Consider the following 14,651-nt stretch of genomic DNA (forward strand, 5'->3'; position numbering starts at 1 on the left):
TTCGGTCCCACTGAGCATCTTCTAGTTCGTATCGTTTAGGTGTTGTCATCGGAATGCCTCGATTCGTTTTTCCTCAGATTATACCTGAATTTTTAGTTTTCAGACAGTCCCTAATAGACCGGTAAAAGCTGATATATCAAGGGCTAACTGATGACGGGTGGAAGTTGTGAGACGATAAAATCGTTAAAGTGAAGAAATATTTCACGAAAAGCATTGACAGCGCTTACAAAGAACGGTATATTATAACTCGTAAGGTATTAATAATTACCTTCTAATCAATTCTCTTTCTCTCTTATGCCGACCACTACCATTCCCTGGTAGTGGTTTTGTTTTTGTCTAAAACCTTGTATAATTAAAGCCGGTATTGACTGGCCTAGCTGGTTAGTGTTAGAAAACGAGATCGTCAATGAAAGGTGAGAATTGATGAAAAGTCATGAAACGTTTACCCTGATCGAAGAGATTACGCGATTGGATGGTAGCAAGTACATGGAAATCAGTGACATGGTTCAAAATGGGCGGGCAGAACTAGCCGTCGAACGTGGCCTGATCAAACAGGTGCGGATTTTGCAATTAAATATTGCACACACACCTCACGTTCAAGCCTACGAAGATTATGTGAATGAGCATTATGAAATGCCTGACGAAGACTTTAAAACGTTTCAAGAATGGGAGAAGCCGGCGGAGATGCAAAAGGAAGTCGCCGCGATTCTCCATGAAAACCACATCGGGTAGTCGGTAAAAGTTTGACCGGAAAGTTAAGTATCCGGTCAAACTTTTTTAATCACTTTTATTTTCACTTATTGATTGATAACTGAAAACAAACCTGCTCCGGCTTGCAAAGACTAACTAGGGGAAAAGTAAGCTACTAAAGCGCGCACGCCGGTTGGGTGAGGGAAGAGGACCGTGAATCCTAACACAAATCAGCAAGCATCCCAAGTCATTAATCACCCGATAAGCCTATTGCAGCAGTATTTGAGGAGTCTTTATGTTGGAGCTGAATAGTGAATCATGCTACTATGTAATCGGATTCATAAAAGTCAAACTTTACATATTTTGGAGGGACTCACTGTGAAAAAATCTTTGACGGTGTTTAGTGCTTTGTTAATGTTGACGAGCGTTGGGGCGGGAATTCCCGCAGTACAATTAGGAACGACGCCGGCAACTGCTCAGGCGGCTAAGTTGAATGCGGCTAAGCTGGCTAACGGAAAGTATAGCGTTAAGTATGGGATCTACAAGACGGGGACAACGACGGCCTCTGAAGCGGCTCAATACTTTAAGACCAAAGCGGCAGTGTCCGTGAAGAATAAGAAAGCTACCGTTACGTTGACCGTAACTAAGGCGGGCAACCAATTTATTCAGTCGATGACGTTAGGTGGTAAGACGGCTAAGGTCACTAAGAAGGCTAATGGCAACACGTATCGGTTTACCAACGTCAACCTGAAGAAGGCCCACACCTTAGCCTTCTCATTGGCAGTGCCGATGAATGGCAAGGTTGTGACGATGAAGCAGGCGGCAACGCTGAAATTTAAGACAAGTACGTTAGCCGCAACGACTAAGGTTAAGTTGAGCACTAAGAAGGTTAAGGCCAAGGCAAAGAAAGTCACTGGGAAGACGACCAAAGGCGCCAAGGTTACCGTTAAGCGCGGCAAGACCACTTTAGGTAAGACAACGACGAAGAAGGCCACTTACAAGGTTAAGCTGAAGAAAGCCGTTAAGAAGAATTGGAAGCTTAAAGTAACGGCCACGAAAGCCGGCTACAAGACGGTTACCAAGACAATTACAGTTGCGAAGTAATTTGGACCACACCTTGAATTTAGAGATCACCGTCAACCAGCGGTGGTCTTTTGTTTATCAAAGAGTTAAGGGCCTTTAGGTTTAATACAATAAATTTGTGACGACGAATGCACTTTGTTAGAATGAAAGCGGGTACAGCAATTGTGAACTCGCGAGTTATTTTTATGAATGGGGTGAGTGTGCCATGCGAAAATTGCAATGGTGTTTACATATATTAGGATTAACGATAGTGGCGGGATTAGCGCTCTGCTTGCTTCAAGGAGAGGCGCAACCCGTTGCGGCGGCTACGACCATGGATGATGGCATCTACGTGGTGCCCGCCAAGATCATTAAAGCTGACAGTACGGCTACGTCATCGGCCAATCAATTCTTTAGTGATTACGCAGCGGTTCGCGTGAAGGATCAGCAGGCCACGGTGCTACTAACGAGCAATGGCTCACAGTACATCAAGTCCATGACAATCGACAAGCAACTCGTCACTTTGGTGAAGCAGGTCGACGGGCAGGCCATTTATCAGGTTAACTTGGCAAAATTGACGAGTCCGTTACCCGCAACATTTAAGTTAGCCACGCCAATGGGGAAGATGCAAGAGCAGGCACGGCTCACGTTGGACTGGGCTAAGGCTGAACGTGATAGTGACAGCACGACGACGGCAGACTTGCTCAAGCAAGCGACGGCTTTGATTTCTAAAGGCGACGCGACCCAACCGGTGGTACCGGCTAAGACCACCAAGACAACTAAACCGGCTGCGACGACTCAATCAACTAAGTCGACGACTCCGGCTGCGCGTTATTGGAAGTATCAGGTGTTGAAGGCGGATGCAATGACGCCCTCTGATGCCAATCAGTATTACACGCACACCGCTAAAGTTGTGCCAGCGGACAACGGTTACCGGGTATTTCTAACGGTCAGCTATGCGAAGTCTTTGAAGTTAGGACCGCGGGCAGTTGTGCCTAAAGAAATGGACGGCGTGACGGTACCAGCCAGCCGTGTGGCGTACGGTCAAACCGCGAAGAATTATACCATGACTTACTGGTTCCCGATCAGTTCGACGCGTGCTTTGACGGCGAAATTAGTACCGGGAAAGATCCACGTGACGGTGCCAATGATGTCTATCAGTGAGACCTTCCCCGTAAGGTTCCAATTTGCAGCTAGTGGGTCGGCTGATAAAGCGACGGCCGCGGCGGTGGCTGCCTTGCCTGAGACTACCAACAAGCACACGGTGGCTAATGAAGCCACGACGACTCCTCACCACCAGTCTGCCAAACGCACTTTACCAGCTACGGGGGATGCGCAACACAACGAGACCTTCTGGGGTGTACTAGGTTTGTTGGCGATTGGCCTGGTAGCATGGGAGGCGAAGCGCCATGCTTAGATTCAGATCATGGTTAGGCCTGCTCGCGGTCGTTGGTGGTCTAATGATCGCCGGATCACTCACGGCCCACGCCCAATCAATTGACTATTCGGCCCTTAAGTACGGCACCAAGCAGACGTCAATGGCCAGCGGTTATTTTGTCCATCCGGCCACGGTGCAGGTGAAGCATCAGGCTTACGTGGTCACGATGGACTTGAAGACGGCCAAAAAGTTGACGAGTTGGCCGGTTAAGGTCCTCTCGGTGGATGGTCATGCACCGGAAAACGTCCGTAAGACGAAGGACCAAGCCGGGAACTCCCATCTATATTACAGTTTCACCACCACGAATCTTAAGCGACGAATCAATGCCCGCCTAGCGATTGACGTGCCGGATGTTTATAAGGCAAAACATAAGATAACGTTTCAGTTTAAGACCAATCACTTGCCCGCTTTGAGACAAGCAACCACATTGACAACGGTGGCTAAACAGACCAATCAGGCATCGCAGTCACAAGCCACGAAGCCAGCCGCTAAGAAACCAGCTGCTTCATCTAAGGCAACTAACTCTGCTCAGGCCAAGTCATCAGTAGCGTCGAGTTCGGCAACCAGTCAGTCAATGCGTTCAGTGCAATCACCAGCCAAGCATTCGGCAACTGCCCAGCACGCGGCTAGTCAAGACCAGGTGCCCCAACAAAAGACGCACTGGGGAACTCTGGTCGGCGGGATCGTTGCCATCTTAGTCCTCATTGGCGGCGGTAGTTGGTGGTATTTTGGACGACATTAGGAGGCCTGGCAGATGAAGAATCCTAGAAAGGTTGGACTATGGTCGCTGACGGTGCTGCTTATCCTCGGAATCATTGGGGGTGGCTTTGCTTGGCAACGTCAACAGCACCAACAAAAGCAACCGCGGATCGTTGCCACGACTTTTGCGGTGGTTCAGATTGCCAATAAGCTCAATTTGCCGTTGGTAGGCGTGCCCACGACGGCCAACACGTTGCCCCAGCGGTATCAACACGTGGCTAAGGTCGGCAGTCCGATGAATCCCAGTGTAGAGAAGATTACGGCGCTAAAGCCCACGGCAGTATACTCTGTGACGACGCTGAGTGATCAATTTGGTAAAGCGTTCAAGGCTCAACACGTGACGCCCCACTTTTTAAATCTGACTAGCGTAGCGCATTTGGAACAAACCTTAACGCAATTGGGAAAGCAATATCACCGCCAGTCCGCAGCTGCCAAACAGGTGAAGCACATTCAGGCGGCTAAAAAATTGGCGAAGAAGCGGGCCCAACAACGGCCAGCGCCGCGGGTACTGGTCTTAATGGGTCTGCCAGGAGCTAACTATATGGTCGCCACTAACCGTTCTTACGTTGGGGACTTGGTGCGCTTAGCGGGGGGCACGAACGTCTTTACTAGCCGAAAGCAAGAGTACATGCAGCCCAACGATGAGGCCATTCAAAAGACCAATCCGCAGGTGATTTTGCGGTTGGAACACGCGATGCCTAAAATGGTGACGAAGCAATTTGATCAGGAGTTCAAGGATAACCAAATGTGGTCGAAAACGGCCGCAGTCCGGCATCACCGCGTTTATGATTTACAAGAACCAATCTTTGATGCGACGGCTAATATGCGGGTCACGACGGCGTTAGATCAAGTCAGTCATTGGCTCTACCCGACGAAGGGGGTCAAGGTATGATGCGACACGTCGGTTGGTGGTTTAGCGGCGTGATCGTCCTATTAGTGGCGACGATCGTGCTGGCCGTGATGGTGGGGACCACGTGGATTGGTCCCCACCGCTTGCTTCAAATCTTGAGTCAACCAGCTAGTCGTGATTTCGTGACGGTCTTCAATTTACGCTTGCCTCGGATCATCAGTAGCCTAATTTGTGGTGGCAGTCTGGCGGTGGCCGGTGCACTGTTTCAAGCGGTATTTCGTAATCCAATTGCTGATCCGAGCATTCTGGGAATTAGCTCCGCGGCTGATTTTTTCAAATTAGGTGGGGTGTTGCTGGTTCCTTGGCTACCAGGACGTCAGTGGTTGCTGGCACTGCTCGGTGGGGTGGTGGCCCTGTTCATCTTGACGCGGGGGCGGGCCTTACGTGATCCGTACCGCTTGATTATCATTGGGGTTGCATTGGACGCGACCTTTGTTGGTTTGTCGCGATTGGTCAGTAGCGGTCAGACCGCTCAAGTTCTGCCGAGCACCTTTAACGCGACCACCTGGACGGATACCTGGACTTTGCTGATTCTAGGCTTATTAGGCCTGCTAGGGGCACTCTTACTGGCGCCCTGGGCTAATCACCTTAAGTTAGCTGATACGGCGCTACAGACCATTGGAGTGCCTGTTAAGCTGATTCGCTGGAGCCTGCTGTTACTAGGAACTTACTTAGACGTCAGTGTCACGGCCATCGTGGGGGCTATCCCGTTTGTCGGGATTGTTGTTCCTAATTTAGCCCGGCGTCTGGTCGGCCATGATTACCAAACACTGCTGCCATTTTCGATGCTGGCAGGGGCTTGGCTCATGTTGGCGGCGGATACGCTGGGACGAACGGTGATTGTGCCGAGTGAGATTTCGGCGGCGACCATGATGGCCGTCATCGGTGGGCCATTCGTGATTATTCTTTTGCAACGGGGGCGAGGCTTTCATGGAATTACAACAGGTTAGGTTTCGTTATCCCGGGCAGGCAACCGGACTAGCAGAGCTGACGGGGACGTTTCCGCTGGGAAAGGTGACGACAATTATTGGGCCCAATGGCGCTGGTAAATCAACGCTACTAAAGTTGCTCTCCCGGCAGTTGCAAGCTGATCAAGGCAGCATAACTTTGGGCCACAAGGCGTTGACCAGCTACTCGGCTAAGCAGTTGGCCCAACAGGTAGCGGTGGTTAGCCAGCGCCACGAATTATACGACGACATGACTGTGGCTGCGGTGGTCAAGATGGGCCGTCTTCCTTATCATGGCTTGTTTGCGACCGTTTCCGATGAAGAAATTGCAGCATATTTAGAGCAGACACAGCTAACGGATTTGGCAGATGAACATTTACAAAATCTCTCTGGTGGTCAGCAGCAACGAGTTTGGCTCGCCATGGCGTTGGCTCAAGAGCCACGGGTGCTCTTGTTGGATGAGCCCACCACTTATTTAGACGTCCACTATCAGCAGGTGTTGATGACGCAGCTGCGACGGTTAGCTCGACAGGGACTGACGGTTATTCAGGTCCTGCATGACATTAACCAGGCCTTTGCCGTCAGCGATTGGCTATGGCTGTTACGAGCGGGAAAGTTAGTTGCGACTGGTACACCGGCACAGCTGCGGCAGGCGAAGTTGTTAGCCCAAGCGTTTGCGACGCCCATCGAGATCGTGGAAGTCCCACGACTGGGCCCGTATATTGTACAGGTACCGGCAACAGATTAGCGGTTAAATTGAGGAAGGTCCTAGCAAATACAATTGAACTAGAATTAGGCAACATAGATCAGACTGCCGCCTGTCGTTCGCCAATTTTGAGCTGGATCGCTGTGGGGAGGACGGCTGGAGCCATAGAACGGTCTCGAACCTCGCTTTGAGCCGAGAAACGCGTCTCAAAGGCGCCATTTACCAAGGAAATCACTTGGTAAATCCCATGGCTGAGCTCAAATTTGACTCGCTCTCGGCTACGTTAAGGTTGTCAATTACTAGCACGTTGAATGTCTACTGTTGTCCCAAATGATTAAGCTAACTTGTCATTCAAAGACTAGTTTAACCGGAGGAGGGCAGAGGTGGAGCCAGCTGTATCGACGGTGTTAGCCGATTTTCGGCTTACAGCGTGGGATGTGTTTGGAAACTGACGGTTCTGGTCAGGTTTCAAACCGAGCCGGAGGACCGCCTCTCAGGCCGCAGGCGGTCCCCACAGCAGGCGGAATCTCTGCCAGCCGCAGGTGACTGGTTTGGAGGAACTCATCCTTGTCACTCAGGTTCTAGCAATGGATATTCGTTGTTTCAGTCTTTAGTCAAAATCAAAAAAACATCCCGCAAGGCCAGTGTGGCTTTGCGGGATGTTTGTGTCCTCATTGGGGGAAATGAAAGATCGTATTCAGTTAAACGGCGTTATTCCACGTCGTTTTTAATCTCGTTGATCCGGTTAAACAGGATACCATCCCGTAACCCGGCGTTAGAGAACGTGATCTGTTGTGAATCTAGTAGGCGCATCAACAAGGTGACGGGGATTAACCCGCCGATGATGATGTCGGCACGGTCCTTGGAAAGACCAGGGACTTTCTTTCTACCAGCCAGATCGAGGCCTAACAATTGGATTAACGTGCTGTAGACGTCTTCGGCGGAAAGCTTATACCCGTGGACGTCCTCGAAGTTCAGGAAATTCTTCTTGCGCCGATTAATCTTAGCCAGCGTTCGGTTCGCACCGCCGAGGCCAATGATGGGTAAGTTAGTAGCCTCACGGAGCCACCAGACATCGTTGAAGACACTGTTGACGAACGTCATGGCTTCAAATAACGAGTCAGCCTTGACCACGTCATTTTCCAAGTAACTCTGTGAGAGCGTGACGGACCCCAAAGGAATTGAGACCACCTGCTTCATCTGTCGATTCTGAACAAGAATCAGTTCGGATGAGGCACCACCAGTGTCGACGAGCAGGCCGTTAACGATGGGCAGCGTATTGATGACGCCGAGGTAATCGTAACGGGCCTCAGTCGCACCGGAAATAACGTTGAAGGATAAGCCGAGTTTATCCTTCACCAGCTTGAGAAATTGCTTCTGATTGCTGGCTTGTCGAACAGCGGCAGTCGCGACCGCTTGAATGTCGGGATTGTCGAGTTGACTGTAAATCTTTTTGAACTCGCCCAGTGCGGTGAGCGTCCGGTCGATGGATTCGGGCTGTAGGATGTGTTCGTCACCCATATTTTCCGAAAGACGCACGTAACGCTTAACTTGCTCGACAGTTTTATGGTTACCAGCGCCATCAATTTCGCTGATGGTCATACGCACTGAGTTAGAACCTAAGTCAATGACGACTAAATTTTCCATTATTGAGGACTCCGATCAATAGGGGATTTTGGTTGATTCTTGGGACTGAGCATGGGTTTGAACTGGCGCGGGGCGTTGGCCATCTTGGGGGAATGGTCGTCACCGTGCTGATTCTTATTAGCTGCTTCCTGCATGAATGTTGACTGTGCATCGAGTGGATCGAGGCCCCGCCGATCTACGCGAGTATAGGTGCGGTCAGCCAGGAGCACCCGGGTTTTGACGTTATCATGCCAGAGAGTGGCGAAAATGTCAAAGACTCGCTGCCGCAAGTTGGCTTGCAGGATAGGGAAGAGCAACTCAACGCGGCGGTTCAAGTTCCGCGTCATCAGGTCGGCACTGGACAAGTAGATGAGTGGATCGCCATCGTTGGCAAACCCGTAGATCCGGCTGTGTTCCAGGAAGCGCCCGACAATGGAGTGAACTTCAATATTTTCACTAATTCCGGTGATGCCCACGTTGAGACAGCAGATTCCGCGGACCAGTAGCTTAACGTGCACGCCGGCATGCGACGCCTCGTAAAGTTTGGCGATCATATCGGAATCCGACAGGGAGTTCATCTTCATCTCGATCCAAGCGGGTTGCCCGGCTTTCGCGTTGGCAATTTCCTGGTCAATCTTGCTGACGATGAACTCGCGAATGCCATCGGGGGACATGTGCAATTGATGGAAGTATGGCGGTTCGGAATAGCCAGAAAGCATGTTGAAAATGTTTGAGGCGTCAATCCCCATGTCCGTGTTGGTCGTCATTAGCCCCAGGTCGGTGTAGAAGTGAGCGGTCACGTCGTTATAGTTCCCGGTTCCCATGTGCATGTAGCGCCGAATACCATCGGGTTCCCGCCGGACAACCAGGGCCAGCTTACAGTGGGTCTTCAGTCCAATCAATCCGTAGATAACGTGACAGCCCATTTTTTCCAGTTGTTGGGCCCAGTGTACGTTATTTTCTTCATCGAAACGCGCCTTAACTTCCACTAGAACCGTGACCTGCTTGCCATTTTGAGCGGCCGATCCCAAGTACTTAATGATGGGAGAGTTGGCTGAAACCCGGTAGAGGGTCATCTTGATCGCCAGCACTTCATCGTCGTAAGCCGCTTGGCGAATGAATTCGGTGACGGCGGAGAAGGAATCGAAGGGGTGATGGACCAGAACATCGTGATGGCGGATGGTCTTGAAGATATCGTCATCAGCCGTTACACCCGGCGTTGGGGCAGGGGTAAAGGCGGGATACTTCTGGTCGCCGTGATTGCTGATCTGTTTGGTCCACTTGCTCAGGAACGTGAGGTCAATGGGCCCGCCAATGCTGTAGACCGCGTAATCGGCGATCTTAATTGCCGTTGCCAGGCGCTTTTCAAGTGAGTCGGAAATGCCGGCTTCGACCTCCATTCGCACGGCGCCACCGTGTTCACGCCGTTTGAGCTGTTGTTCAACTTCCTTCAATAAGTCGGAAGTGTCCTCTTCGGCAACGTCGAGGTCCATGTCACGAATAACCCGATAATTGGCGGCCTCTTTGACTTCGTAGCCGATAAACAGGTTGCCGATGAAGGCCTTAATGATATCTTCTAGCAGGATGAAGTCATTGTCCGCGCCGGGGAGTCGCACGGTGCGAGGAAAAATGTCAGGCACCTGAACGGTGGCGAAACGCTTGTCTTTTTTATTGCCGTCCTTGAAGAGGCGCAGCGCGATGTTTAACGTGTTGTTGCCAATAAAGGGAAACGGACGAGAACTGTCGACGGCCATTGGCGTCAGTGCCGGCGAAATTTCATCGTTAAAGTACTTTTGAATGAACCGGAATTGTTGAGAGGACAGCTCGTTGACCAACTTCAAGTGGACATCTAAATTAGCCAACAACGGCAACAGCATCCGATTTAGTGTGGAATATTGCTTGATCACTTGATCGTGGGCCTTAGCGTTCACGGCGAGCAGTTGATCTTCCGCCGTCATCCCCGACGCATCAGGATTAGGGTAGTTGACAGCGGCTAATTTGGACAGCGAGGCTACCCGTACCATGAAGAATTCGTCAACGTTACTTTGGGTGATGCCGAGAAACCGCACGCGTTCGAGCAAAGGATTGGCCTTATCGCGGGCCTCTTCTAGGACGCGGTCGTTAAAGTCTAGCCAGCTGAGTTCTCGGTTGGTGTAATACTTAGGATCTTTATAATCAATGGTCATTTGTGAAGCCTCCTTTGTTTAAACACGGGTTGTAGCCCGAAGACATCGGTAAAGAATTGAGCCTTGTAATTGAATGCCCAGCGAATGAGCGACAGGTCGTCATCGCTGAACGCGGTGATGATCACCTTATTGGTCCGAACGGAAACGGAAATTCGTTGAATAGTTTGTTGGTGAGCATCGTCTAAGGCATCGGCCAGGCGTAAGATGGCGGCTAATTTAGCCACGGTCAACCGCTTTTCAGTCGTGAGTTGGCGGAAGTGCGTGATATCCTCAGCCGGCGTACGAGTGCTATGGTACCGGGAAACGGCCGCAATGATCTGGGTTTCTTCCGCGGAGAGCCCCAACATTTCGGATTGTTTGAGGACATAGTCGGAGTGTAAATAGTGTTCATGCGTATCAATGAAGCCGCCAATGTCGTGTACGATGGCCGCAATCTGGAGAAGCAGCCGATCACGAGCCGATAGCCGATGCAGGGACTTCAACTGGTCAAAGAGGTGTAGGGCAAAGTGCCGGACCAATTCCATGTGGTGGGGTTCGACCCGGTAACGTTGGGCGAGGTCGTTGGCTGAAGCGAGAATCTGATTTTCAAAATGATACTTATGATTTCCCGCGGCAATCTCCTGGTTAGTGGTGAGACCGTCCAGAACGTTGAGATTGACTAGGTGAAGTTTGTCGGCGTGGACAACGGTCAATAGTTTTTGAATCAGAAGGACTTCGGGCAAAACGAGTTCGACGTTTTCTTCCGTTAGGTGCAGTCGTTCCATTAAATACTGATCGGAGGCGCCGATGACTTCACGACTAAAGTCATTGAATTGCTTGAGTGGTAAGGTATAGCTAATCTCATCCTTAGGAATAAAGTAGTTATTTAGTGGTGCAGCACCGATCAAAATGACGTGATTGTTTGCGGTCTGGAGTTGTTCAGGTAAGAAGCGATAGAAATCGTCGACTTTACTGTTAATGTAATCGTCCAAAACGTCAACCGGATTAGGTGCCGTGGCCCGCAGACTTTGGAGGACTTCCTTGATCCGAACCGGGCCTAATTTCATATTGTGGGATGCAACGAGATTATCGTGGGCAAAGAAGGAGAGAGTTGCACTCCCTGAATTGAGCCCAATAATTGCCGCGTGCTTTTTTACCAAGTGGTGATAGCCGTCGAATTTCAACGCGATCGCCTCGTTACGAACGAAGGATTCTTCGCCCAGCGAAAGCCACTTGATACTCAGTCCCGTGCGCACAAAGAGTTGATCGCGAATGAATTCGGCGTTGGGCGCCGTGGAGAGGGCTTGTGACCCCCAGAGTTGGTACTGGGTCACGCCGTAATCTTTGATGATTTGTAGAAATCCTCGCAAAGCTTCGGCAGCTTCGGCGACGGTTTCAAAATTAATTTCCTCATGGTTGTAAATATTTTCCCCGATGGCGACGGTGGATTTGACCCGTTCGGCTTGAGCGCCGGTTTTGAGGTTCACAATTGACAGTTCCATACTGGAAACATTCACGAGCATTGCGCCAAAATAATTATCAGCCATAAACGTCATCTACTTTCTATTGGAATCTAAGGGTTTAAAAGAACAAAATTCATTGTCAAAGTTTGAGTAGTCAGGATAACCGACTGAAAAGTAGCCTAAGCCATTCACCTGCGGCTGGCAGAGATTCCGCCTGCTGTGGGGACCGCTTACGGCCTGAGAGGCGGTCCTCCAGCTCGGTTTGAAACCTGACCAGAACCGTCAGTTTCCAAACGCGTCCCACGCTGTAAGCCGAGAATCGGCTAACACCGTCGACACAGCTGGCTCCATCTCTGCCCTCCTCCGGTTAAGCTAGTCTTTGCCCAGCAAATTGGTTGAAAAACGATGTGTTCGTATTCAACCAAAGATAATTGGCGACCTCAGTGTAGCCGTGAGTGAGTCAAATTTGAGCTCAGCAGTGGGATTTACCAAGTGATTTTCTTGGTAAATGGCGCCTTTGAGACGTGTTTTTTCGGCTCAAAGCGAGGTTCGAGACCGCTCTATGGCTCGAGCCGTCCTCCTCACAGCGTTCCAGCTCAAAGCTTGACGAACGGTAAGGCGGCAGTCTGATCCATGTTGCTTACTCTTTAATTACCAGAGCGCGAAACGCCGCGCATAGAATGGTTTTTCTTTCAACCGTTAGTTAAAAACTAATTGCTACAGGAAACTCGGACATTTGGAACGATTAACGGTAGTTGCCGTCAAGTTGGAGGCTGATAGTTGGTGAGCACGGATTAAGGTCAATCAGTGAAGACTTGATTATCCATGATCACCTTTTCTAGATGTTTCTCAGTGCGTTGATTCTCAGGCGGTAAGGCCATGTAGTCGCCATACATTTTAGTTAAAATGCTACTGTACATCTTAGGGACTTGGACGGTCAGATGCTCAAATGGCATGGGGGTTAGGTCGGATACTTCCGCAACGGTAAAGACTTCTTTGTTGTAACTATACTGAGAGGCCAAATTTTTGACCTGCAGTAGACTGGTATCCGCCTGATAAGTCGTCATCAGTGCCTGCCGCTCAGCCTTCAGCGCCTGAACATCAGCGAGTTGTTCTGGCGACAAGGGACTCTGCAACTTTCGCAGGGGATTGTCGACGAGGTGATACCGCAGTTGGAAAAGAATCCGCGTGTTAAGCAGTTGAAATTTAGTCATCTGCTCACGCTGCAAGGTGGTATCTAGCGGGATGCGATCTAACGGAAAAATATCGATGAAAATCCCTTTACGGGCGGCGTTGACGTTATTTTTCTCTTCAATATACGTATTGCGATCAAGGAGCTTGGCGTAACTCAACGCGTAGTTGTCATCGCTTGCGGGCGTCTGTAAGAAGTAGTGGGTGTCGGCCAGGTACGCGGGAGCAGCTGCTAGCAGTCGCTCGTAGTCGGCACGGAGTAGGCCCACATCGACGTCATCGTCCCAAGGGATGAAGCCTTGATGACGGATCGTCCCTAGTAATGAACCGCCCATCATAAAATAGGGAAGTTTGAGCTCGTCGCACATGGCGATGAACTGAGCTAAATTACCAAGCTCAACTTGGTGAATACGATCGATTAAGCGCGTCATAAAAGGGTCCTTTCTGATTATAAAATGATGGTTGAGTTGGCTTTTCGGCAAGCCAATCTACCGGTACCCGCTCATTGCAGGTTGTAATGACTGGTATGAATAAGCTGACCGTGGGTATCTTTAAAAGTCACGGTAATGGGGTCAAGGTTCTTAGGCTCAAAAGTGGCCAACCCTGTGACCGTTTTACCAGCTTTGACCGGCATGACGGTGTTATTGAGTAAATCATTATCCTTAGTTTGATCAGTTGTAAACGCAAGATTACCCGTCCCCAAGGATTTATTATCTTGTTTGGCACTCACCGAACTTTCCCACAGGTCGCTAGGCACGATGGCCTTACTTTGTTGGTTAGTTACGGTATAATAGATAACGAATAAATTTCGATTGGCCGTGGCACTAGCCGTGAGCTTGGTGCCGGTTAGCTTGTAGCTGACGTGGTCAATCGTAAATTGTGAGTTAGCAAACGTTGCCGTTTTGGCCAGCGTACGGCTACTAGAATGGCTGCTAGAGCTGAGACTTTTAGCCGATTGACTGGTCCGCTGGTGACGCGTGGCTTGATGAGTCCGTGCGCCACACCCAGTGAGTAACAATAATAAGCTTAAAACGGTTCCAATTTTCAATGTTTGTTGCATCTTTCTTCCCCCCCAATGCTACCTCTTTATTTTAGCATAGGTTGGTCCAGACCACCTGCTAATTTGGATGAAAAAAACTGGTATTTGTTGGGCGTAAATGCTAAGATAAAAATCGTATTTTGAGAAATGTAGGTGGGTAATCATGGCTGAGCAAGAGCAGTCTTTACTGGACGCTTTTATTGACGTCTACATGAGTTCACTCAAGTATTTGGATGAGTTTGTTTCAGAACCGGCAAAAGAGTTCCATCTGTCTTTTGAACAGTACTTGATCTTGCGCGACGTGACGCGTAATCATGACGTGACGTTGATGGATATTGCGAGTAAACGGCAGGTCACGCGTAGTGCCATTTCACGGCAAATCAAGGTGTTGCTGAAACAAGGCTATTTGCGGCAACAACCGGATGAAAACGATCGTCGTCGGCTGTATTTGCTTGCGACCGATGCTGGCAAACGCGCTGAGCGGGTAATTCGCCAACGGATCAACCAACGGTTCCAGGGTTGGGTGGACGTTTACGGTAACGATCGGGCCCGAGATATCTTGGAATTCATTCAAGACTTTAGTCAGGTTACCCGCATGAAAAAGTAGTGAATGGCTACTGAGAGCCCCTCTCACGTGGAGTGGGGATAAAAGGAG

The 14,651-nt window shown here is 50.0% G+C and carries 13 protein-coding genes; 8 read left to right on the forward strand and 5 right to left on the reverse strand.

Annotated elements, in window-relative coordinates:
* Positions 1-423 precede the first annotated feature (423 nt).
* The 7 genes from HF569_RS00860 to HF569_RS00890 all read left to right on the forward strand — a co-directional run bounded on the left by HF569_RS00860 (position 424) and on the right by HF569_RS00890 (position 6,554).
* Complete coding sequence (locus HF569_RS00860; RefSeq protein WP_168900985.1) at positions 424-732, forward strand: hypothetical protein; 309 nt, start codon at positions 424-426, stop codon at positions 730-732.
* Between the two features lie 336 nt (positions 733-1,068).
* Entirely contained in the window at positions 1,069-1,794 is a 726-nt protein-coding gene (locus HF569_RS00865; protein ID WP_168900986.1) for an NEAT domain-containing protein, read from the forward strand.
* A gap of 184 nt (positions 1,795-1,978) precedes the next feature.
* Positions 1,979-3,169, forward strand: a complete 1,191-nt coding sequence (locus HF569_RS00870) for an NEAT domain-containing protein (RefSeq protein WP_168900987.1) — start codon at positions 1,979-1,981, stop codon at positions 3,167-3,169.
* Positions 3,162-3,932: an NEAT domain-containing protein gene (locus tag HF569_RS00875; protein ID WP_168900988.1), complete on the forward strand. Its 771-nt coding sequence runs from the start codon at positions 3,162-3,164 to the stop codon at positions 3,930-3,932. Before HF569_RS00870 ends, HF569_RS00875 begins: the two co-directional genes overlap by 8 nt.
* Positions 3,933-3,944: 12 nt before the next feature.
* Positions 3,945-4,841 carry a heme ABC transporter substrate-binding protein IsdE gene (gene isdE, locus HF569_RS00880; protein WP_168900989.1) on the forward strand — a complete coding sequence of 299 codons (897 nt, stop codon included), beginning with the start codon at positions 3,945-3,947 and terminating at the stop codon, positions 4,839-4,841.
* Positions 4,838-5,809, forward strand: coding sequence for an iron ABC transporter permease (locus HF569_RS00885; RefSeq protein WP_168900990.1), 972 nt, complete (start codon positions 4,838-4,840; stop codon positions 5,807-5,809). Before isdE ends, HF569_RS00885 begins: the two co-directional genes overlap by 4 nt.
* The gene (locus HF569_RS00890) at positions 5,790-6,554 is read left to right on the forward strand and encodes an ABC transporter ATP-binding protein (RefSeq protein WP_168900991.1); all 765 of its coding nucleotides are present in this window, start codon (positions 5,790-5,792) and stop codon (positions 6,552-6,554) included. Before HF569_RS00885 ends, HF569_RS00890 begins: the two co-directional genes overlap by 20 nt.
* 669 nt (positions 6,555-7,223) lie before the next feature.
* Here the strand turns inward: HF569_RS00890 and HF569_RS00895 are convergent.
* From HF569_RS00895 to HF569_RS00915, 5 genes are all read right to left on the reverse strand, one after another.
* Positions 7,224-8,159: a Ppx/GppA family phosphatase gene (locus HF569_RS00895; protein WP_168900992.1), complete on the reverse strand. Its 936-nt coding sequence runs from the start codon at positions 8,157-8,159 to the stop codon at positions 7,224-7,226.
* A complete protein-coding gene (locus tag HF569_RS00900; RefSeq protein WP_408610782.1) occupies positions 8,159-10,318 on the reverse strand; it encodes an RNA degradosome polyphosphate kinase in 2,160 nt (719 codons plus the stop codon). The genes HF569_RS00895 and HF569_RS00900 overlap by 1 nt, the downstream gene beginning before the upstream one ends.
* 2 nt (positions 10,319-10,320) lie before the next feature.
* Entirely contained in the window at positions 10,321-11,850 is a 1,530-nt protein-coding gene (locus tag HF569_RS00905) for a Ppx/GppA phosphatase family protein (protein WP_232842523.1), read from the reverse strand.
* A gap of 716 nt (positions 11,851-12,566) precedes the next feature.
* Entirely contained in the window at positions 12,567-13,388 is an 822-nt protein-coding gene (locus HF569_RS00910; RefSeq protein ID WP_168900994.1) for a LicD family protein, read from the reverse strand.
* A gap of 71 nt (positions 13,389-13,459) precedes the next feature.
* A complete protein-coding gene (locus HF569_RS00915) occupies positions 13,460-14,017 on the reverse strand; it encodes a DUF5067 domain-containing protein (RefSeq protein ID WP_168900995.1) in 558 nt (185 codons plus the stop codon).
* Positions 14,018-14,159: 142 nt separating this feature from the next.
* Here HF569_RS00915 and HF569_RS00920 point away from each other — a divergent pair, with 142 nt between their 5' ends.
* Positions 14,160-14,603 (forward strand): MarR family winged helix-turn-helix transcriptional regulator, encoded by a 444-nt coding sequence (locus tag HF569_RS00920; protein WP_168900996.1) that lies wholly within the window; start codon positions 14,160-14,162, stop codon positions 14,601-14,603.
* The last annotated feature ends 48 nt before the right edge of the window (positions 14,604-14,651 follow it).

Origin of the sequence: Levilactobacillus tujiorum, from assembly GCF_012641185.1 — a bacterium.
GTDB classification, from domain to species: Bacteria; Bacillota; Bacilli; order Lactobacillales; family Lactobacillaceae; genus Levilactobacillus; species Levilactobacillus tujiorum.

Bases quoted from the DNA above. Each gene is read 5' to 3' on its own strand.
- HF569_RS00910 (WP_168900994.1), bottom strand. From the start codon at position 13,388: ATGACGCGCTTAATCGATCGTATTCACCAAGTTGAGCTTGGTAATTTA.
- HF569_RS00885 (WP_168900990.1), top strand. From the start codon at position 4,838: ATGATGCGACACGTCGGTTGGTGGTTTAGCGGCGTGATCGTCCTATTA.
- isdE (WP_168900989.1), top strand. From the start codon at position 3,945: ATGAAGAATCCTAGAAAGGTTGGACTATGGTCGCTGACGGTGCTGCTT.
- HF569_RS00890 (WP_168900991.1), top strand. From the start codon at position 5,790: ATGGAATTACAACAGGTTAGGTTTCGTTATCCCGGGCAGGCAACCGGA.
- HF569_RS00905 (WP_232842523.1), bottom strand. From the start codon at position 11,850: ATGGCTGATAATTATTTTGGCGCAATGCTCGTGAATGTTTCCAGTATG.
- HF569_RS00920 (WP_168900996.1), top strand. From the start codon at position 14,160: ATGGCTGAGCAAGAGCAGTCTTTACTGGACGCTTTTATTGACGTCTAC.
- HF569_RS00860 (WP_168900985.1), top strand. From the start codon at position 424: ATGAAAAGTCATGAAACGTTTACCCTGATCGAAGAGATTACGCGATTG.
- HF569_RS00895 (WP_168900992.1), bottom strand. From the start codon at position 8,159: ATGGAAAATTTAGTCGTCATTGACTTAGGTTCTAACTCAGTGCGTATG.
- HF569_RS00875 (WP_168900988.1), top strand. From the start codon at position 3,162: ATGCTTAGATTCAGATCATGGTTAGGCCTGCTCGCGGTCGTTGGTGGT.
- HF569_RS00870 (WP_168900987.1), top strand. From the start codon at position 1,979: ATGCGAAAATTGCAATGGTGTTTACATATATTAGGATTAACGATAGTG.
- HF569_RS00915 (WP_168900995.1), bottom strand. From the start codon at position 14,017: ATGCAACAAACATTGAAAATTGGAACCGTTTTAAGCTTATTATTGTTA.